This is a genomic window from Marivirga arenosa (genome assembly GCF_030503895.2).
GTDB classification, from domain to species: Bacteria; Bacteroidota; Bacteroidia; order Cytophagales; family Cyclobacteriaceae; genus Marivirga; species Marivirga arenosa.
Genome location: NZ_CP129970.2, coordinates 3,301,442 through 3,320,489 on the forward strand (window position 1 = coordinate 3,301,442; position 19,048 = coordinate 3,320,489).

Consider the following 19,048-nt stretch of genomic DNA (forward strand, 5'->3'; position numbering starts at 1 on the left):
ACCTAATAGTCGTCTTAGAATTACGCTAATTATCATAAGCGTAATGTTCTTAGGTATAGTCTTTCTTGGCCAGCGATTCAATTATAGTTCATTTTTTGGTTTTTCATTATCACATCAAAATGAGTTTATTTTCAATCGAAGTCTTCGGTTTTTGATAAATGATAATTTAGTCCTGCTAATAATTTATGCTTTGTTTTATGAAAGGAAATATGTGAAATTCGGACTACTGGTAGAAGGGTTTGGCTTTTTCTTTTTACTAATTCCATATTTTCTTTTACGCTTCTATACTGATCTCGACCATATGATCATTAGCTTTCTTCACCGCTTAATTATTAACCCTACTTTAATGCTATTGATTATTCCAGCCATTTATCTGCAAAAATTTAAAAAGGAGAATTAAGTTTTTTTTATAAAACACTAGCTTACCATAAGCGTACTTAAGAATCAAACAAGGAATAATGAGTGATAAAAGTTATAAATATTCAATATTAGAATTAGCAACTGTAGGTCAAGGTATTTCCATTCAAGATACATTTAAGAATAGTGTGGATTTGGCGCAAAAGGCTGAGGATTGGGGATATAATAGGTTTTGGTTAGCAGAACATCATAATATGGTAAGTATTGCTAGTTCTGCAACTTCGGTATTGATAGGTAATGTAGCAGGAGCTACTGAAAAAATTAGGGTTGGTTCTGGTGGAATCATGTTGCCTAATCATTCTCCACTTATTGTAGCTGAAAATTTTGGTACTTTAGGGCAGCTTTATCCAAATAGAATTGATTTAGGTTTGGGAAGGGCGCCAGGTACAGATCAAACTACTGCTCACGCCATAAGATCAGATAGGAATGCATCTGTTTTCAGATTTCCAGAGGAAATAAGCGAAATTCAGAGTTATTTTAAAATTGATAATGCCAAATCCTCTGTAAGAGCTACAGTTGCTGAAGGTGTCGAAGTGCCACTGTATATTTTAGGCTCTAGTACTGATAGTGCTCATGTTGCAGCTAAAAAAGGTCTGCCTTATGTTTTTGCAAGCCATTTTGCCCCCACACAATTACATGATGCATTAAGTATTTATTATAATAATTTTCAGCCCTCTGAATATTTATCTGAACCTTATACCATTGCAGGTATAAATGTTATTGCAGCGGATACTAACGAGCAAGCAGAGAAATTATCTACTTCTTTAATTAGAATGATGCTTGGTGTGATGACTAACAATATTGATTATATGCAGCCACCAACTGAAATGAATTCAGAATTATTAGAGATTAAGCAACATCCTGCCTTTGCCAAAATGATGACTTATGCATTTACTGGCGATAAAGAAACAATAGCAAGTCAGGTGAGTGACTTTTTAGATGAAACAGGTGTGAATGAAGTTATTGTAGCCTCACATATTTATGATCATGAAGATCGCCTAAAGTCATATAAAATATTAGCTGAAGTGATGAAAGAGCTAAATAGAGTAATCGCTTAATTTTATTTTAGAGGTTTGAGTAGATCTTCTAATCCATTGGTTTTTATTACCCAAAGTGTTTCCATCTGCATACCTAACTTACCAGATGGGAACCCGTCTTTTCTTTTAAACCATTCAAGATAGGAGACAGGTAAGTTACAAAGTAAAATGCCCTTATATTTTCCAAAGGGCATTTTAACTCTCACTAAATCTTTTAAAATCTCAGGATTAAATCCTTCCATTATTTTTTAAAGGTATCAGCAACTACTAAATCTTTGGTGCCATGGCTATAGTTATAAAAACCTTCGCCAGATTTTGCTCCTAATTTGCCAGCCTGAACCATATTGATTAACAATGGGCATGGTCTGTATTTAGGATCGCCTAATCCATCATGTAATACATTTAATATGCTTAAGCATACATCTAAACCAATAAAATCAGCTAATTGTAATGGCCCCATAGGATGAGCCATTCCTAACTTCATAACAGAATCAATTTCTTTTACTCCTGCAACCCCTTCAAATAAGCTGAAGATTGCCTCATTAATCATAGGCATAAGAATTCTATTGGCAATGAAACCAGGGTAATCATTTACCTCTTCAGGAATTTTGCCTAATTTCTTAGACATTTCCATAATCTGATTAGTCACTTCATCAGAAGTTGAATATCCTCTAATGATTTCAACTAATTTCATTACGGGAACAGGGTTCATAAAATGCATACCTATTACTTTTTCTGGTCTTTTAGTAACGGATGCGATTTTGGTAATGGAAATAGAACTAGTGTTTGAGGCTAATATGGTTTTGTCATCGCAAACCTCATCTAATTCTTTAAATATTTTTAGTTTAAGATCAGTATTTTCTGTTGCTGCCTCAACTACTAATTCAACACCTTTAGCCCCCTCTGCTACTGAAGTGAAAGTTGTGATGTTATTTAAGGTTTCAGCTTTTTTAGCCTCATCAATGATTTCCTTTTTCACTTGTCTATCAAGGTTTTTACCGATAGTAGCAAGTCCTTTTTCTAAAGCTGCTTCGCTTATATCAATTAGTGAAACTTTAAATCCATTTTGAGCGAAAACATGGGCAATACCATTTCCCATTGTTCCTGATCCAATTACTGCTATGTTTTCCATAATATTTTCGATTAATTTTTTAGCTGTGGCAAAGATATAAAAACTACTTATTACCCATAACCAGCAATCATAAAAGATGTTAATAGTTTCATCATAATTATTCTTGAAATTGTAGGTTGTAATTATTATTCAATTCTGGCATCACAATAAAATATTATTAATTTCGTGTTCTTTAAAATCAAAACTCTAAACAAGATTTATGAAAATAATTAAAATTTCGGTTTTATTGTTTTTTGCCATATCAACAGTTTTGTATGCGCAAGAAGCACAAGAAACAAACCAAGAATTATTTAAATTCTTTGGGGATAGAGAAGGGAATGAATTTAGATCTGCTTCTGGAAAACCTGGACATAATTACTGGCAAAATAGTGCAGATTATAAAATTGATGTAACCTTAGATGAAGAGAATGAGATGATCTCTGGTAAAATCACTATTGACTATACTAACAATAGTCCTGAAGATTTAGAGTTTGTATGGCTTCATTTAGAACAGAATCGTTTTACAGAAACTTCTAGAGGTACATTAACTACTCCAATTCAAGGCAACAGATATACTGGAGACATGGATGGCGGTTATGATATTTCCAATGTGAAAGCTGTAAGCGGTAGGAGAGGAACTCCATCTTCAAAACATATTATAAATGATACCAGAATGCAGGTTTTCTTCAATGAACCAATTGAAGCTAATGGTGGTACTGCTACAATCAGCATGAATTTCAAATATCAAATTCCAGTAAAGGGAATGGATAGAATGGGTCAATTAAAAGTGGATGATGGAACTATATTTGCCATGGCTCAATGGTATCCTAGAATGGTGGTTTTTGATGATATCAGAGGTTGGAATATTGAACCATATTTAAGTGCTGGTGAGTTTTATTTAGAATATGGTGACTTTGAGTATAATGTCACTGTACCTTACAATCATATAGTAGTTGGTTCTGGTGAGTTATTGAATCCCGGAGATGTACTGACATCTGAGCAGCAAAGTAGAATGGATAAGGCTTCGAAAAGTGATGAAAGAGTTTACATCATTACGCCTGATGAAGTTGGAGATCCTTCTAAAACAAGACCAAAACAGTCAGGAAACTTAACTTGGAAATTCAAAATCGAAAATGCTCGTGATGTAGCATGGGGTTCATCTCCTGCATTCATTTGGGATGCTGCTAAAATTGATCTACCAAGTGGAAGGAAGGCTATGGCACAATCAGCCTATCCTAAAGAAAGTGATGGTGAAGACGGATATGGTAGATCTACAGAATATTCAAAAGCTTCTATAGAGCATTATTCAAATATGTGGTATGAATACCCATATCCAAATGCAGTTAATGTTGCTGCGGATATAGGAGGAATGGAATATCCAGGATTAAACTTCTGCGGGTATCAATCGAAAAATAAATCATTATGGGGAGTGACCGATCACGAATTTGGTCATAACTGGTTTCCAATGATTGTAGGAAGTAACGAAAGACTTTATGCCTGGATGGATGAAGGCTTTAATACATTCATTAATTTTTATTCTTCTGAGGAATTTAATGGTGGTGAATTTGCCGATGATTTAGACGAGACTCGTGCTTATGTTAGCTGGCTTACTAGCGAAACCAGAGAAAAGATTGCTACTTACCCAGATGTAGCAAATACTAGAAATTTGGGAATGGTAGCTTATATGAAACCTGCAATGGGGTTATTAATGCTTAGAGAATATATTTTAGGTCATGAGAGATTCGATAATGCATTTAAAGCTTACATCGAAAGATGGGCATACAAGCATCCAACGCCAGGTGACTTCTTTAATACAATAGAAAATGTGGCAGGCGAAAGCCTTTCATGGTTCTGGAGAACATGGTTCTATGGAAATGGTAATATAGATATTGCTTTAGATGGTGTTTATCCGTATCAGGGTAGCTATCTATTAGTGTTGTCAAATAAAGGAGAGGTTCCTATGCCAGTTAAAATAAAAGTGACCTATGCTGATGGAACTGATGAAATGGTGGAACTACCGGTTGAAATTTGGCAAAGAGGAGATTCATGGAATCATCTTTTAAGTACTGGTAAAGAAGTAGAAAAAATTGAAATTGATCCAAGTAAAATTACGCCAGATATTAATGGATCAAATGATGTGTGGCCAAGCACATATTACAAAGATTAATTTAATAATTTTAAAAAGCCCTCTACTGAGGGCTTTTTTATTCTACAATGGGTTTGAATGGTAAGTCATTTAAATTACATAATTCTACTTCTTCTCTAGAAAGGTAGTATTTATTAAGCTTATCTTTATAATCCTGACCCACTAAGTCATGATTTAAAACCCATTCTTTAGTCGCTAAAATTTCACTTTTAAATCCTTTTTTAATGGCATTATAATCAGCCTCATGTTCAGTTTTCATTTTGAATGAATCTGATACTATATATTTAAGTCCATAATTTATCATTCCTATGTTTGAATACGAAACATAATCTTTAATGTGTCCTAGTTCATGAGCAAACCAACCTACTAAAACTTTATCTGGTATGTCCCGCACTTTAAGTTCTGAACTGCTACTTACAAATACTGCCAATTTAATCTGATACTTTTTTATACCAGTTAAGATGTTTTTCAGATTAATTACAGGCTGGGCCTGCATGGTTGAACTTTTAATTCTTTTCTGATTTAGTGTAATAGAATAATCATGCAATTCGTGATAAGCTGAAAGTGCACTTTTGAAACAATCTTGTACTTTTTCTGAAGCAACATTTCTAAAATTTATAATCATATATTAAGAACGCTTTAAATTATTCATTGTTCCCACACAATAAAATAACTAACCTAGTAGTTGGTCAGTTTAAGAAATTGTAATAATTTGGAACCTATAAACTATTTAAACTTAATATTATGCTCAAATTAAAGACTATAGCAATTGTATTGCTATCTATGTTTATTTATAGTGCATCTTTTGCTCAAAATGCGAAGGAAGCCCTTAGCCAAGACATTCCCTTAGATTCCAAGGTGAAAATAGGTCAGTTAGAAAATGGCCTGACTTATTATATTCGTCAAAATAGCAAGCCTGAAGATAAAGTAGAGTTTAGACTTGTAATTAATGCAGGTTCAATGCAGGAAAATGACAAACAACTAGGTTTGGCCCATTTTACAGAGCACATGGCTTTTAATGGTACAGAAAACTTTAAAAAGAATGAGTTAGTAGATTATCTACAATCAGCCGGGGTTAAATTTGGTGCTGACTTAAATGCATATACTAGTTTTGATGAAACCGTTTACATTCTTCCAATTCCAACAGATGATCCTGAAGTATTGGATAAAGGCTTGACTGTACTCGCAGATTGGGCAGGTGGTTTATTATTTACTGAAGAAGAAATAGACAAAGAAAGAGGTGTTGTTCTTGAAGAATGGAGATTAGGACAAGGTGCAAGCCAAAGAATGCGTGATGAATATTTTCCGATCTTATTCAAAGATTCTCGATATGCTGAAAGATTACCAATTGGTAAAAAGGAAATCTTAGAGAATTTTAAATATGAGACTTTAAGATCTTTTTATGAAGAATGGTACAGACCAAACTTAATGGCAGTGATAGCAGTAGGGGATATTGATCCTGCTGAAATGGAACAAGAAATTAAAGCCAGATTCAGCGATTTAAAAAATCCTAAAAAGCCTAAAGAGAAAAAGTTATATGATGTTCCGTCTCATGAAGACACCTATGTGAGCATAGTTACAGATAAAGAAGCGAATTTTAACCAAATTCAATTATATTATAAGCACGATAAAGAAGAGACAAAATCTTTATTAGATTTAAGAAGAGAATTAGTTTATGACCTTTACAATGGAATGTTAGGTCAAAGACTTGATGAGTTAAGGCAATCTTCAAATCCTCCTTTCCTTTTTGCAAATACTAGTTATTCTGGAATGGTAAGAAATAAGAATGCGTATTCATCTTTTGCTATAGTAGGTGAAGGTGGTTTTGAGAGAGGTATTAAGGTGCTTGCTGAAGAAAACAAAAGAATTAAGGAACACGGTTTTACAGCATCTGAATTAGAGCGTTTTAAAAAGACATTTTTAAACAGAGCTGAGAAAAAAGTAGCCGAAATTGATAAAACAGAATCTAGTAGATTTGCTAGTACTTATATTCAACATTTCTTAAATAATACTCCTATTCCAGGAGCAGAATATGAATACGACTTCTATCAGAAATTAATTAATACAGTCAGTTTAGAAGAATTAAATAAGTTAGCTGACGAGTGGGTAACAGATGATAATCTTGTTGTAGTATTAACAGGTGCAGAAAAGGAAGGTGTTGAAATGCCTAGTGAAGAAGATGTATTAAATATCCTAAGTGAAGTTGAAAATTCTGATATTGAAGCTTACCAAGATTCTGAAGTATCAGAAAGCTTTATGACTGCTAAGCCTAAAGCAGGAAAGGTAGAAAGCACTAAAACATTTGATGAACTTGGAGTAACTGAATTACAATTGAGCAATGGTGTTAAAGTGGTATTAAAACCAACTGATTTTAAAAATGATGAGGTTAAAATGAGAGCCTATAGTTTTGGTGGTCATAGTCAGTATAATATGGAAGATTACTACTCTGCTTCAAATGCTTCTTCCTTAATTTCTGAAGCTGGGGTAGCTGATTTTACCAAAACTGATATTCAGAAAATGCTTTCTGGAAAAACAGTAAGAGTAAGTCCTTACATTTCTTCATTATCAGAAGGGATTAGAGCTGAGGCTAGTCCAAAGGATTTAAATGAAATGTTCCAACTAACACATTTATACTTCACAGCTCCTCGTATGGATGAAGCCGCTTTTGGCTCTTATGTGAGTAAAAATAAAATGTTATTGGGCAATTTAATGTCTAACCCTCAATTTTATTATAGCGATAAAGTAAGTAAGATACTTGCACAGGATGATCCAAGAGGTGGTGGTTTTCCTACTGCTGAAGATTTAGCTAAAATTGATTTTAAAAGAGCATTTGAAATTTACAAAGAGCGTTTTGCAGATGCCAGTGATTTTACTTTTGTAGTGGTAGGTAATTTTAAAGTTGATAAAATCACGCCTTTATTAGAAACCTATTTAGGAAGTTTACCAACTTTAGAAAGAAAAGATGATTGGGTTGATTTAGGAATAAGACCTCCAAAAGGTATTGTTAAAGAGGAGATCGTAAAAGGTACAGATCAAAAAAGTTTTGCTACTATTTACTATCATGGTGAAACCGAATATAATAAGCAGCAGGCATATTATTTAAATTCATTAGGTGAGTTAGTTACAAATGAATTGATTGATATATTAAGAGAAGAGAAGAGTGGTGTATATGGAGTAGGAGCCTCAGCCAATATGCAAAGGCTTCCAGAAAATCGTTATTCATTTAGAATAGCATTCCCTTGTGGACCTGAAAATGTTGATGACTTGGTAAGTAATACCCATGAAATATTGAAAGATATTAAAGCCAATGGGGTAGAAGAGGAAGATTTAGCCAAAGTTAAAGAGGCTCAATTAAAAGGATTAAAAGAGAACCTGAAGAAGAATGATTATTGGTTAAATCGATTATTTGATTTCTACTACTACGGTGATGATTTGAATAACTTTATAGTATCTGAAGATAAGATCAATAGTTTAAGTGCTGAAGATCTTAAAAAGGCTGCTAATGAGTATTTGAATGAAGATCAATTTGTAGAAGCAATTCTATTACCAGAAGCTCAAGCGAGTTCTGCTGAATAATTGTAAGAATAGAATTAAATGTATAAGGCTGTTTCAAATCAATTGAAACAGCCTTTTTTATTTTGAATAAAGAATATAGTTTAATCGTTATATTCACTCATGGTCCTGTTGATACCTATAGTGGAAAAACCATAAACCATATCACAAGCTTTATCCATTATAAATGGTAGTTCATCAAATTCCTGTTGAGTAAAAGGACTCAATACGTAGTCAACTTGTTGTCCTTTGTGAAAGTTATCACCCACCCCGAATTTTAGTCGCGCATAATTTTGACCACCTGTTAACTGCTCAATATTTTTTAATCCATTATGCCCAGCTGAAGATCCTTTAGCTCTTAGTCTTAGTTTTCCAAATGGCAAGGCAATGTCATCAGTGATCACCAAAATATTTTCCTTAGGGATTTTTAATTCTTGCATCCAGTAATTAACCGCTTTACCTGATAAATTCATATAGGTAGTTGGCTTAATGAGATGGATTTGTCTGCCTTTATATTTTATTTCAGATTTCATAGCCAATTTGAGTGTCTCAAATTTAGCGTCATGTTTATCTGCTAATCTATCTAGAGTTAAAAAGCCAATATTATGGCGAGTTAACTCATATTCTGCTCCTATATTTCCTAAACCAATAATTAGGTATTTCATACTGGTATATCTTATATTCTATTAATTATTTATGTTTTAGCCTTTTGAATTGCTATCAAAAGTTTTGTGTGAAGTTTTCACCAATTCATTAATGTTTTTTAGTTCATCAGTGGTTAAATATCTCCATTTTCCTATTGGTAAATCTAATTTAACATTCATTATTCTCACCCTTTTCAAACTTGCAACTTTATATCCAAAGTGTTCACACATTCTTCTAATCTGTCGATTTAAGCCTTGAGTAAGTATAATTTTGAAACTATGAGTTCCTAATTGTTCAAGATAACATTCCTTTGTAATCGTACCCAAAATCGGAACTCCGCTTCCCATTTCTTTAATAAAATTGCCTTTAATTGGTTTGTTAAGCCTAACAATATATTCCTTTTCATGATTGTTTCTAGCTCGTAGAATCTTATTTACGATATCCCCATCATTGGTTAATAATATCAAACCCTCACTGTATTTATCTAGCCTGCCAATTGGAAATATGCGTTCTGGATAATTGATAAAGTCAATGATATTATCTTTTTCTCGTCTGGTATCCGTAGTACATACTATACCTCTTGGTTTATTAAAGGCTAAATAAACTAAATTATTATTTGAATTTTTTATAAGTTCGCCTTTTACCCTCACCTCATCAGTAGGTTTTACTTTAGTTCCCATTTCAGGCTGTTTACCATTTATGGTAATCACACCCTCTTCAAGAAGTTTATCAGCTTCTCTTCTTGAACAAAAGCCAGCTTCACTTAAAAATTTATTTATTCTTACTTCTTTATTATCCAAAGTTTAAACGTTTTGGAATTGATGACATGTATTACACAAAGTTATCAAAATAGGAGAGGATAAGCTGTTATATTAAAACAAAAAATCCTGTCCATAAAAATGAACAGGATTTAAATATTTTGATAATTCGAATGAATTAATTTTCTGATCCTTCTGCTGCTGCTTCTTCTCCTTCTTCCTCTTCTCCTTCTGCATCTTCTGTAGCTTTACCTCTAAGTGCTCTTGGAATTTCAACTACTGCGATAGATGCTTGAGGTGTATCTAAGATTTCACAATTCTCAACAGATACGGATTCAACCTTGATTGATTTACCGAAATCTAATGCGCTAATATCTAAGTTGATGTGCTCAGGCATATCTTTCGGTAAAGCTTTCACTAAAAGATTTCTTCTTTTGTGAATTAAAGTACCCCCTTTAGTCACACCAGGTGCAGTACCTTCTAAGTGAACAGGGATATTCATTTTGATAGTCTTTCCTTTATGTAATTGCAAGAAATCAGCATGCATGATGATTTCACTTACTGGGTGGAAAGTAACATCTTGTAATATTGCTTGGTACTCTTCGCCTTCTATGTTTAAGTTAACGAAATGTGCTTCAGCAGTGAATACTAATGGGCGAAAAAGAATCATTGGCGCATAAAAGTGAATCTGCTCGTCACCACCGTATAATACGGCAGGAACCATAGCTTCTGCTCTTAATTTTTTCGCCTCTTTTTTGCCAAGATTTGCTCTTTTATACCCTATAATCTCAACAGTTTTCATAATTATTATTTGTTAAAAGTGAATATTTACGTATTAAATGAATAATGAACTTATAGATTCATTATCGTGAATTTTTCTTATTGCTTTGGCAAACATATCTGCCACCGAAAGTACTTTAATCTTATCTGACTTCTGTTTTAATGGAAGTGTGTCGGTAGTTATTAATTCATCTAAAGTTGAATTGGCAATATTTTCATATGCATTACCAGATAAAACAGGATGAGTAATGATTGCTCTTACTGATTTAGCTCCTTTATCTTTTAACATATCTGCAGCTTTGCATAGAGTTCCTGCGGTATCTACTAAATCATCAAAAATGATAACGTCTTTGTCCTGAACATCTCCAATAACCTGCATAGCATGAACCTCATTAGCTTTCTTTCTTTGCTTATCACATATTACCATGTCAAGTTGGAAATGCTTAGCATATCTTCTAGCTCTTGCTGATCCTCCAACATCTGGTGAAGCGAAAATAGTATCAGGTGTAATACTTTCTTGAAGATAAGGAACAAATATAGCTGAAGCATCCATGTGATCTACAGGTATGTTAAAGAACCCCTGTATTTGTCCAGCATGTAAATCGCAAGTTAAAATTCTATCAGCACCTGCTGCCTCAAAAATGTTAGCTAGCATTTTTGCTCCAATTGCTACTCTTGGTTTATCCTTTCTGTCCTGACGAGCATAGCCAAAATATGGAACAACTAAATTCACTTTGTAAGCACTTGCTCTTTTTGCTGCATCAATCATTAACAGTAATTCCATGATGTTGTCAGCAGGAGGGAAGGTAGATTGAATTAGAAATACATGGTGGCCTCTGATCGACTCAGTGAAATAAGGTGAAAGTTCACCATCACTAAATTTTTGAAGTTCAACATCTCCTAAAGGTTTTCCATAGCTAGCTGCTATTCTTTCGGATAAGTATTTTGTGGCTGAACCGGAGAAAAGTTTTACAGAGGACATCTTTTTATTTTTTGCGCTTAAAATAAAATATCCCGTCCTAATCAGTTATGGACGGGATTTTGTTGCCCGACTAGGGCTCGAACCTAGACTCTTTTGGACCAAAACCAAACGTGTTGCCAGTTACACCATCGGGCAATTTTTTATCCCTCTTGCAAAGGGAGTACAAAGGTAAAAATGGATTTTTTATTTGCAAATAAAGAGGTGAAAAAAATTAATTATTTTTTCGTTGTGGAACATATGAATAATTATTCAATATACTCAATACAGCTACTCTAATCTTACGTGGATCGTCAAATATATTCTCTGAGTATAAGTCAGTTGTATATCCCTGCCATATCATTGAATAGTCATCAGTTTCAGTAAAATTTATTACCAAAGTCCCTTTGTCAATATTTAATTTTTTTTCTAAATATTTTTCTTTCTCTTTTTGTGTATCGCTTCTATACTTTACAAAGCTTTCCATTCGAGGCTGATCATACCCTTTATATTTTAATGAATCATTAATGTAGAAATAGCTTACATAAAAGCTAGGGTTTTCCGGATCATACTTATAACCCAAAAGTTCCAAATGACTCTTTATGGTTGATTTAACCAATTTTTTAGGTGCCTCGGGCAAGTATGTTTCAAACATGAAAAAATCAAATGATTTATAATCATCAAAATCTCCCAGAAAATTATAATCATACTCAACAGGATATTCTTTTGATACAAAACATCCACTGATAAATAGGAATAAAAATAGCAGCGGTATATAGACTTTTTCCATAATGTCTAATTTAACAATAATATTTCTATTCTGTTTTTAATCTTTAGAAGATTTTGGGAATTATCGTTTTTGCGACACTTTTTCAACCCATTTTCTAGCATTTACCAAAGCTTCTACCCAAGGAGAGATTTCGTCAGCTTTCCTTTCATTTGGATAATTAGCCCAGTTCCAAGGGAAGATACTTCTCTCTAGATGAGGCATAATAGCCAAATGTCTTCCATCTTTAGAACAGATTGCTGCAGTATTATAGTCTGATCCGTTTGGATTAGCTGGATATTGCTTATAGCTATATTTTGCAGCAATATTGTATTCCTTTTCTTCCAACGGCATTTCAAACTTTCCTTCACCATGCGCTATCCAGATACCTAATTTGCTATTTTCAAGGCTTTTCAGCATTACAGAATTATTTTCTGGAACATCTACATTAACAAATCCGCATTCAAATTTATGAGAGTCGTTATGCCCCATTTTAATTTTTTGCTCATGCTCAGGGTAAATCAAATCTAATGCCACCATAAGCTGACAACCGTTGCATACTCCCATGCTTAAGGTATCCTCTCTTTCATAGAAGTTTTTAAGGGCCTTCTGAGCATTTTCATTGTATTTAAAAGCGCCAGCCCATCCCTTGGCTGAACCTAAAACATCTGAATTGGAGAAGCCACCAGTGAATACTATGAAGTTAACATCTGAAAGATCTTCTTCTCCACTCATAAGATCAGTCATATGAATGTCTTTCACATCAAAACCAGCCATATACATCATGTAAGCCATCTCACGCTCACTATTCACACCTTTTTCTCGGATGATTGCTGCTTTAATTCCACTTTCTGAATTTCTGTTAGGATCTAGTCCTAAAGATTCAAAAGTGCCTTTAAAATGTGGTGGGAATTCGAATTTTAAAGCCTGGTTTTTATAATTATCAAATCTAGCTTTTGCTAAATCCTTTGGAGTTTGTTTTTCTTCTAATAGGAAAGAAGTTTCATACCATTCATCTCTAAGATCATAAACACCTAAATTCAGTTCACCTGAATCATGTGTTATTTTAAGTTTACCGGAATTGTTAACACTTCCTAAATTTACAATATCAATTCCAGCAGATTTAAGTTCTTCAATAAGGTTAACATCTTTTAATTGTAAAATGACACCTGCTTGTTCACTGAAGAGTATTTTTGTAATGTCTTTTTCTGAAAAGTCTTTTAAATTTATTGAAGCTCCAAGATTATTATGAGGGAATAATGTTTCTAATAAGGAAGTGATTAATCCACCAGATCCAACGTCATGACCAGCCAATACCTTATCATCAAGAATTAATTCTTGAACTTTTTCAAAGGCATTTTTAAAGTGATCAACAGACTTAATATTTACTGTTTTTTCGCCTAATGAAGTTCTAGTTTGAGAAAAAGCTGACCCACCAATTTCGAAATCGCCTTTACCCATATTGATGTAAGCAAGATAAGTATCTTCATCAGGTACTAAGGCTGTTTCAACTGTTTTACGAATGTCAGAAACTTCTCCTGCTGCAGATATAATTACAGTTCCTGGTGCATATACTTTTTCTCCAGAAGGATATTTTTGCACCATTGATAATGAATCCTTTCCTGTAGGGATATTGATGCCTAATTGAATAGCAAAATCGCTAATAGCTTCAACTGCTTCGTACAGTCGTGCATTTTCACCTTCATTTTTTGCAGGCCACATCCAGTTTGCACTTAGCGAAATTCCTTTTAAGCCATCCTGAATAGGGGCAAAGATGATATTCGTTAAGGACTCAGCGATTGCTAATTCAGAACCTGCTTTTGGATCAATTAATGCACTTACAGGCGCATGTCCAATAGAGGTAGCAATTCCCTTTTTACCATTATAATCTAAAGCCATAACGGCCACATTATTAAGCGGTAATTGGATAGGTCCTGTTGTTTGTTGTTTGGCTACTTTTCCCGTTACACATCTATCTACTTTGTTCGTTAACCAATCTTTACAAGCAACGGATTCTAATTTTAATACCTCCTTAATGTACCTCTCAATATCTTTTGAATCATACTGAAGAGAAGTGAAATGAGTTTGATGTTTTTCATCCGCTAAAACTGTTTTAGGAGCACTGCCAAACATAGAGGCTAATGGCCAATCTACAGGATTTTTACCGGTTTCTTTATCTACAAAACTAAAGTGATGATCGCCAGTAATTTCTCCTACTATATAAAAAGGAGCTCTTTCACGCTCAGATACTTTCTGTAATTTAGCGATATCCTCTTCTTTGATAACAAGTCCCATTCTCTCTTGAGACTCATTTCCAATTAATTCTTTAGCGGATAAGGTGCTGTCACCAACTGGAAGTTTTTTAAGATCGATTTCACCACCTGTTTCTTCTACTAATTCGGATAAACAATTTAAATGCCCACCAGCCCCATGGTCATGTATTGAAATGATAGGGTTTTCTGATGACTCAGCCATAGCTCGAATAGCATTAGCTACTCTTTTTTGCATTTCAGGATTGGCACGCTGTACTGCATTCAGCTCTATTTGGTTGTCAAATGAACCAGTATCAACAGAAGAGACTGCGCTTCCGCCCATTCCGATACGGTAATTGTCACCACCCATCACTACAATCTTATCACCTTTTTTAGGAGTGTCTTTTTTGCTTTGCTCTTTTACACCATAACCAATACCACCCGCTTGCATAATAACTTTATCATAACCATACTTTTTACCTGCATGCTCATGTTCAAATGTTAAAACCGATCCTGAGATGAGTGGTTGTCCAAATTTATTTCCAAAATCTGAAGCTCCATTTGATGCTTTTATTAAAATATCAACTGGACTTTGGTATAACCATGGTCTTTCTTCCATTTGATTTTCCCATGGCCTGTTATCTTTCAAGCGAGAATAAGAAGTCATGTAAACAGCTGTACCAGCTAATGGTATCCCTGCTTTTCCGCCAGCCATTCTATCTCTAATTTCACCACCCGAACCTGTTGCAGCACCATAAAACGGCTCCACTGTAGTAGGGAAGTTGTGCGTTTCAGCTTTTAATGAAATAACTGAGTTAAATTTTTTCTTTTTGAAATAATCAGCTTTCTCAGGATTTGATGTCGCAAATTGTTCTACTTCTGGCCCTTCTATATAGGCTACATTATCTTTATAGGCGGAAACAATTCTATTAGGATTTTCTTTAGAGGTTCTTTTAATCAATTGAAATAGGGTAGATGGCATTTCTTTTCCATCAATCACAAAAGTTCCATTGAATATTTTATGTCTACAGTGCTCTGAATTCACCTGTGAAAACCCAAATACTTCACTGTCAGTTAATTTTCGACCAAGGTCTTTACTAACCTTCTCTAAGTATTTAATTTCCTCTTCACTTAATGCTAAACCTTCTTTCTCATTGTATGCAGCAATATCTTCTATATAATCAATAGGGTCTGGTTGCTTGTTAATTATAAAAATATCTTCATTTAAGCCCTTATATTTTGCTTGAAGCATGGGGTCAATTTTTTCATTAAGCTCACTTATAGCTTCAAAAACTTCCATTCGGAAAATGCCTTTAATCCCCATGGTTTGAGTAATTTCAACAGCATTAGTACTCCATGGGCTTACCATTTCCTTTCTTGGACCAACATAAACATCGTCTAATTCGGAAGCAGAAATAATTTTTTCTGCATCTAATAACCAAAGGAGTTTTTCAATTTCAGTTTCAGTGAAGAATTCTTGATGACCTAATGCGTAAATGAGGTGGTTTTTACCTTGAAAAAAGCTTAGCATAATTAATTTTATGAAGATGGAAATTTTAAAGTGGCAAAGTTAGAAATTATCCAATATTTAGGATAATGATTATTTAAATAAGTTACCGGAATTATGACTTATTGATTTGATGCTAAATGTTCTGCTGAATCCTTGATAAGGGTATTATGACCTGCTTCTAATATGAAATGTTCATATTCTTTTACATACTGCAGTAAATCCATCATGTTTTTAGCAGTTATTATTTTGTCATACTTCCCTGTAAACATCAGTAATTTAATATTATTTGTGTTGATGAGATGTGCTATTAATTTTAAATCAAATTTTAAATGTCTGAATACTACCCACGTCAGATATACTCTTCTTCTTTTCTCACGAGTATTCATTTGACTGTTTGCAAATTTTAATATGCTTTTGTCAACCAAGCCCATTTTTTTAGTGAATTTCAACACATCATAGAAGTATTTTGGCTTTACTATCATTGCTCTGAAGAATCTTCTAAAGGAATTAGGATAAGTAGCCAAACTGTACCAAAATTGAGTTTTAATTCCATCAGGCGCTATCAGAAATAGCTCTTTTACTCTTCTAGGAAATAGTTCAAGACTTGCTAAAGCAAATTTGCCGCCCATGCTATATCCTGCTAATGCAAAATCCTGTATTTCATGTTTTTCTAGAAATATCTTTAAAATGTGTTCCCAGTCTTCCTTTTCAAGTGCTTTATTTCTGTCCTTCCATATGCTGTTTCCATGATAGAAAATATCAAAGGAAAATACTGTGTATTGGTTTCCGTGAAGTTTCCAATATGCTTCATAGACTTCTTTGGACTGACCAAAGCCATGAAAGGCTAAAAGAGGAGTTTTTCCAGTTCCTTGAATGGAGTAGTGTAAAATATTTCCACCAAATATTATATGGTTTTTGTTCATTTAGTTGAAATTATGATCAAAATAACTGAGAGTTAGCCAAATTAAAAAACATATTCTGAATTTAATCAAAATTAAGCTAACTCGTTGATTATCATAGTTTAAAAAAATAATTTTCAATATTTATAAAATTATGCAAACAAAAGCTACCTTTGCCCGTTGGAAACCCAGGAAACTTTAAAACTAATTAGGGTTTCCGTAGTTTTCAACCGCAAGATAATAATTTGAGTACAGAGAAAAACATATTAGAGGGTGCAAAAAACTTGTTCATGCAGTTTGGCTTAAAATCTATAACTATGGATGATATAGCTAAAAAAGTTGGTGTGAGTAAGAAAACTATCTATCAATTCTTCAATGATAAAAATAGTATTGTTTTTAAATCGGTTCATAAGCACTTTTCAGAGCATAGAATAGAAATAGAAGAGGTTTTAAATAATAGTAAAGATCCAATAGAGACTATTTATAGAATTTCAAAGCATATGCAAATGCAAGTTGAAGCAATCAATCCCACAGTGTTTTATGATTTGCAAAGATACTTTCCAAAAGCCTATAAGCGCTTTTTAGAGTTTAAAAATACTTTCATGAAAGAAAGCTTACAGCAAATTTTAGATGATGGGATAAATGCGGGTTATTTCAGAAAAGAATTGGATACTGAAATTTTAGTAATTCAAAGAATTGAACAAGTTCAAATGGCTTTTGATAATGATATTTATCCAAGGGATCGATTTGATTTCAAAAAGGTTCATGAGCAGCTGTTTGATCATTTTATCCATGGAATTTTAACAATAAAAGGAAAAGAGAAATATAATCAATATTTAAATGAAGAGCATGAAGCTTAGAAAAATTAGTATTTTAGGTTTGATGGCCATTTTACTTCCAGTTGGTTTAATGGGCCAGGAGAATAACACTCAGCAATCGATGAGTTTAGAGGAGTGTGTGAATTACGCTTTGGAAAATAATCGTAATTTAAAAACTACCAGAATGGAAGAGGCTATTGCTGAAACGCAAGTAGGAGAGACTAGGTCAATGGGCTTGCCCCAAGTCAGTTTTAGCACATCAGCAAATTATAATTATGAAATAAGAAAAGCATTCTTGCCCACTTCCTTCATAACTGGAGACCCAACTTCAGAAGGTTTTACTCCTGTTCAGTTTAGTCCTGAATATGATGGCAATGCAGCTCTTTCTGTAAACCAATTATTATTCGATGGTTCCTATTTTGTAGGCCTACAAGCTGCTAAAACACTTAGAGAATTAAGGCAAAAAGAATCTAATCAATCTGAAATTGAAACAGTAGAGGCTATCACTAAAGCATATTACTTAGCCTTAATTACAGAAGAAAGATTACAGTTGTTGGATGCAAATCAAAGCCAATTAGAAAGGGTGTTGGAAGAAACTAAAGCTTTGTATGAAAATGGATTTGTTGAGAAAATAGACGTTGACAGAATTAGTGTTAACTATAACAATTTACAAACTGAAAATACTAAAGCTCAAAGAAGTTATAAGTTATCAATGGATATGTTAAAGTTTCAAATGGGCATGGCATTAAACACTGACCTGAGCTTATCTGGAAAAATCGAAGATTTAACGCTTGAAGCTGAAGAGTATTTAGCTAAAACGGAAGAGTTTGATTATAGAGAAAGAACAGAATTTTCAATTATTCAAACGAATCAAAACTTAGCTTCACTTGATTTAAAAAATAATAAAGCAACTCACCTTCCTAAACTGTATGCCAATTTCAATTATGGTTGGAACTCTGGTGTCAATAGTTCCGAAGATTTATTTGACTTCAGCAACAACTGGTTAAGTTTTGGAGCTGTAGGAGTAAGTTTGCAGTGGGATTTATTTAGAGGACTCTATAGATCTAGTAAAATGCAAAAAAATAGAATCCAAATAGAGCAACTTGAGATTCAGAAAGAACAACTCAAAAGCTCAATCGACATGGAAATTACTAGAGCCCAAAACGATTTAAAATCAGCAAAAGAAAGCTTAGACGTTCAGAAGCAAAATATGGAACTAGCGGCTTCTGTTTATGAACAAGTTGAAACGAAATATAATAACGGCATGGCGAGTAGTCGTGAATTATTAGATGCTGAGACTTCTAAAAAAGAAGCAGAAACCAATTACTACGGCTCTTTATATGATGCCATTATTGCAAAAATAGAATTAGAAAAATCTTTAGGGATATTGTATTGATTA

The 19,048-nt window shown here is 33.6% G+C and carries 16 protein-coding genes and 1 tRNA gene; 6 read left to right on the forward strand and 11 right to left on the reverse strand.

Annotated features, from left to right (window positions below; all coding sequences use genetic code 11):
• Positions 1 to 43 precede the first annotated feature (43 nt).
• Together QYS48_RS17105 and QYS48_RS14360 are read left to right on the forward strand one after the other, a co-directional pair.
• Entirely contained in the window at positions 44 to 400 is a 357-nt protein-coding gene (locus tag QYS48_RS17105; RefSeq protein WP_369592741.1) for an exosortase F system-associated protein, read from the forward strand.
• A gap of 58 nt (positions 401 to 458) precedes the next feature.
• The gene (locus tag QYS48_RS14360) at positions 459 to 1,475 is read left to right on the forward strand and encodes an LLM class flavin-dependent oxidoreductase (RefSeq protein WP_308356525.1); all 1,017 of its coding nucleotides are present in this window, start codon (positions 459 to 461) and stop codon (positions 1,473 to 1,475) included.
• A gap of 2 nt (positions 1,476 to 1,477) precedes the next feature.
• Here QYS48_RS14360 and QYS48_RS14365 read toward each other — a convergent pair whose 3' ends face one another.
• Positions 1,478 to 1,696, reverse strand: coding sequence for a DUF3820 family protein (locus QYS48_RS14365; RefSeq protein WP_302124715.1), 219 nt, complete (start codon positions 1,694 to 1,696; stop codon positions 1,478 to 1,480).
• Complete coding sequence (locus tag QYS48_RS14370; protein WP_308356526.1) at positions 1,696 to 2,586, reverse strand: 3-hydroxybutyryl-CoA dehydrogenase; 891 nt, start codon at positions 2,584 to 2,586, stop codon at positions 1,696 to 1,698. The genes QYS48_RS14365 and QYS48_RS14370 overlap by 1 nt, the downstream gene beginning before the upstream one ends.
• 199 nt (positions 2,587 to 2,785) lie before the next feature.
• On the opposite strand from QYS48_RS14370, the gene QYS48_RS14375 reads away from it, so the two are divergent.
• On the forward strand, positions 2,786 to 4,732 hold the full coding sequence (locus QYS48_RS14375; protein ID WP_308356528.1) for a M1 family metallopeptidase: 1,947 nt from the start codon (positions 2,786 to 2,788) through the stop codon (positions 4,730 to 4,732).
• 37 nt (positions 4,733 to 4,769) lie between these two features.
• Here QYS48_RS14375 and QYS48_RS14380 read toward each other — a convergent pair whose 3' ends face one another.
• Complete coding sequence (locus tag QYS48_RS14380) at positions 4,770 to 5,336, reverse strand: hypothetical protein (RefSeq protein ID WP_308356529.1); 567 nt, start codon at positions 5,334 to 5,336, stop codon at positions 4,770 to 4,772.
• Between the two features lie 119 nt (positions 5,337 to 5,455).
• Here QYS48_RS14380 and QYS48_RS14385 point away from each other — a divergent pair, with 119 nt between their 5' ends.
• Entirely contained in the window at positions 5,456 to 8,287 is a 2,832-nt protein-coding gene (locus QYS48_RS14385; protein ID WP_308356530.1) for an insulinase family protein, read from the forward strand.
• Positions 8,288 to 8,367: 80 nt separating this feature from the next.
• On the opposite strand, the gene pth is transcribed toward QYS48_RS14385, so the two are convergent.
• The 8 genes from pth to QYS48_RS14425 form a co-directional block, all read right to left on the reverse strand.
• Positions 8,368 to 8,928: an aminoacyl-tRNA hydrolase gene (gene pth, locus QYS48_RS14390; RefSeq protein WP_302124723.1), complete on the reverse strand. Its 561-nt coding sequence runs from the start codon at positions 8,926 to 8,928 to the stop codon at positions 8,368 to 8,370.
• A 36-nt stretch (positions 8,929 to 8,964) separates the two neighbouring features.
• Positions 8,965 to 9,708, reverse strand: a complete 744-nt coding sequence (gene rluF / locus QYS48_RS14395; protein ID WP_302100972.1) for a 23S rRNA pseudouridine(2604) synthase RluF — start codon at positions 9,706 to 9,708, stop codon at positions 8,965 to 8,967.
• A gap of 136 nt (positions 9,709 to 9,844) precedes the next feature.
• Entirely contained in the window at positions 9,845 to 10,468 is a 624-nt protein-coding gene (locus QYS48_RS14400) for a 50S ribosomal protein L25/general stress protein Ctc (protein ID WP_308356531.1), read from the reverse strand.
• Between the two features lie 33 nt (positions 10,469 to 10,501).
• On the reverse strand, positions 10,502 to 11,428 hold the full coding sequence (locus QYS48_RS14405) for a ribose-phosphate pyrophosphokinase (protein ID WP_308356532.1): 927 nt from the start codon (positions 11,426 to 11,428) through the stop codon (positions 10,502 to 10,504).
• A gap of 62 nt (positions 11,429 to 11,490) precedes the next feature.
• A tRNA-Gln gene (locus QYS48_RS14410) sits at positions 11,491 to 11,563 on the reverse strand.
• Positions 11,564 to 11,639: 76 nt separating this feature from the next.
• Positions 11,640 to 12,194 carry a DUF4136 domain-containing protein gene (locus QYS48_RS14415; RefSeq protein ID WP_308356533.1) on the reverse strand — a complete coding sequence of 185 codons (555 nt, stop codon included), beginning with the start codon at positions 12,192 to 12,194 and terminating at the stop codon, positions 11,640 to 11,642.
• A gap of 60 nt (positions 12,195 to 12,254) precedes the next feature.
• Complete coding sequence (gene purL / locus QYS48_RS14420) at positions 12,255 to 15,953, reverse strand: phosphoribosylformylglycinamidine synthase (RefSeq protein WP_308356534.1); 3,699 nt, start codon at positions 15,951 to 15,953, stop codon at positions 12,255 to 12,257.
• 98 nt (positions 15,954 to 16,051) lie between these two features.
• Positions 16,052 to 16,855 (reverse strand): alpha/beta hydrolase, encoded by an 804-nt coding sequence (locus tag QYS48_RS14425; protein ID WP_308356535.1) that lies wholly within the window; start codon positions 16,853 to 16,855, stop codon positions 16,052 to 16,054.
• A gap of 221 nt (positions 16,856 to 17,076) precedes the next feature.
• Here QYS48_RS14425 and QYS48_RS14430 point away from each other — a divergent pair, with 221 nt between their 5' ends.
• On the forward strand, positions 17,077 to 17,691 hold the full coding sequence (locus tag QYS48_RS14430) for a TetR/AcrR family transcriptional regulator (RefSeq protein WP_308356536.1): 615 nt from the start codon (positions 17,077 to 17,079) through the stop codon (positions 17,689 to 17,691).
• Positions 17,681 to 19,045: a TolC family protein gene (locus tag QYS48_RS14435; protein ID WP_308356537.1), complete on the forward strand. Its 1,365-nt coding sequence runs from the start codon at positions 17,681 to 17,683 to the stop codon at positions 19,043 to 19,045. The genes QYS48_RS14430 and QYS48_RS14435 overlap by 11 nt, the downstream gene beginning before the upstream one ends.
• The last annotated feature ends 3 nt before the right edge of the window (positions 19,046 to 19,048 follow it).

Coding starts and splice junctions, on each gene's coding strand:
- QYS48_RS14400 (WP_308356531.1), bottom strand. CDS start 10,468: ATGAAAACTGTTGAGATTATAGGGTATAAAAGAGCAAATCTTGGCAAA.
- QYS48_RS17105 (WP_369592741.1), top strand. CDS start 44: ATGTTCTTAGGTATAGTCTTTCTTGGCCAGCGATTCAATTATAGTTCA.
- QYS48_RS14425 (WP_308356535.1), bottom strand. CDS start 16,855: ATGAACAAAAACCATATAATATTTGGTGGAAATATTTTACACTACTCC.
- QYS48_RS14380 (WP_308356529.1), bottom strand. CDS start 5,336: ATGATTATAAATTTTAGAAATGTTGCTTCAGAAAAAGTACAAGATTGT.
- QYS48_RS14370 (WP_308356526.1), bottom strand. CDS start 2,586: ATGGAAAACATAGCAGTAATTGGATCAGGAACAATGGGAAATGGTATT.
- QYS48_RS14360 (WP_308356525.1), top strand. CDS start 459: ATGAGTGATAAAAGTTATAAATATTCAATATTAGAATTAGCAACTGTA.
- QYS48_RS14365 (WP_302124715.1), bottom strand. CDS start 1,696: ATGGAAGGATTTAATCCTGAGATTTTAAAAGATTTAGTGAGAGTTAAA.
- QYS48_RS14385 (WP_308356530.1), top strand. CDS start 5,456: ATGCTCAAATTAAAGACTATAGCAATTGTATTGCTATCTATGTTTATT.
- purL (WP_308356534.1), bottom strand. CDS start 15,953: ATGCTAAGCTTTTTTCAAGGTAAAAACCACCTCATTTACGCATTAGGT.
- QYS48_RS14415 (WP_308356533.1), bottom strand. CDS start 12,194: ATGGAAAAAGTCTATATACCGCTGCTATTTTTATTCCTATTTATCAGT.
- QYS48_RS14405 (WP_308356532.1), bottom strand. CDS start 11,428: ATGTCCTCTGTAAAACTTTTCTCCGGTTCAGCCACAAAATACTTATCC.
- QYS48_RS14375 (WP_308356528.1), top strand. CDS start 2,786: ATGAAAATAATTAAAATTTCGGTTTTATTGTTTTTTGCCATATCAACA.
- pth (WP_302124723.1), bottom strand. CDS start 8,928: ATGAAATACCTAATTATTGGTTTAGGAAATATAGGAGCAGAATATGAG.
- QYS48_RS14435 (WP_308356537.1), top strand. CDS start 17,681: ATGAAGCTTAGAAAAATTAGTATTTTAGGTTTGATGGCCATTTTACTT.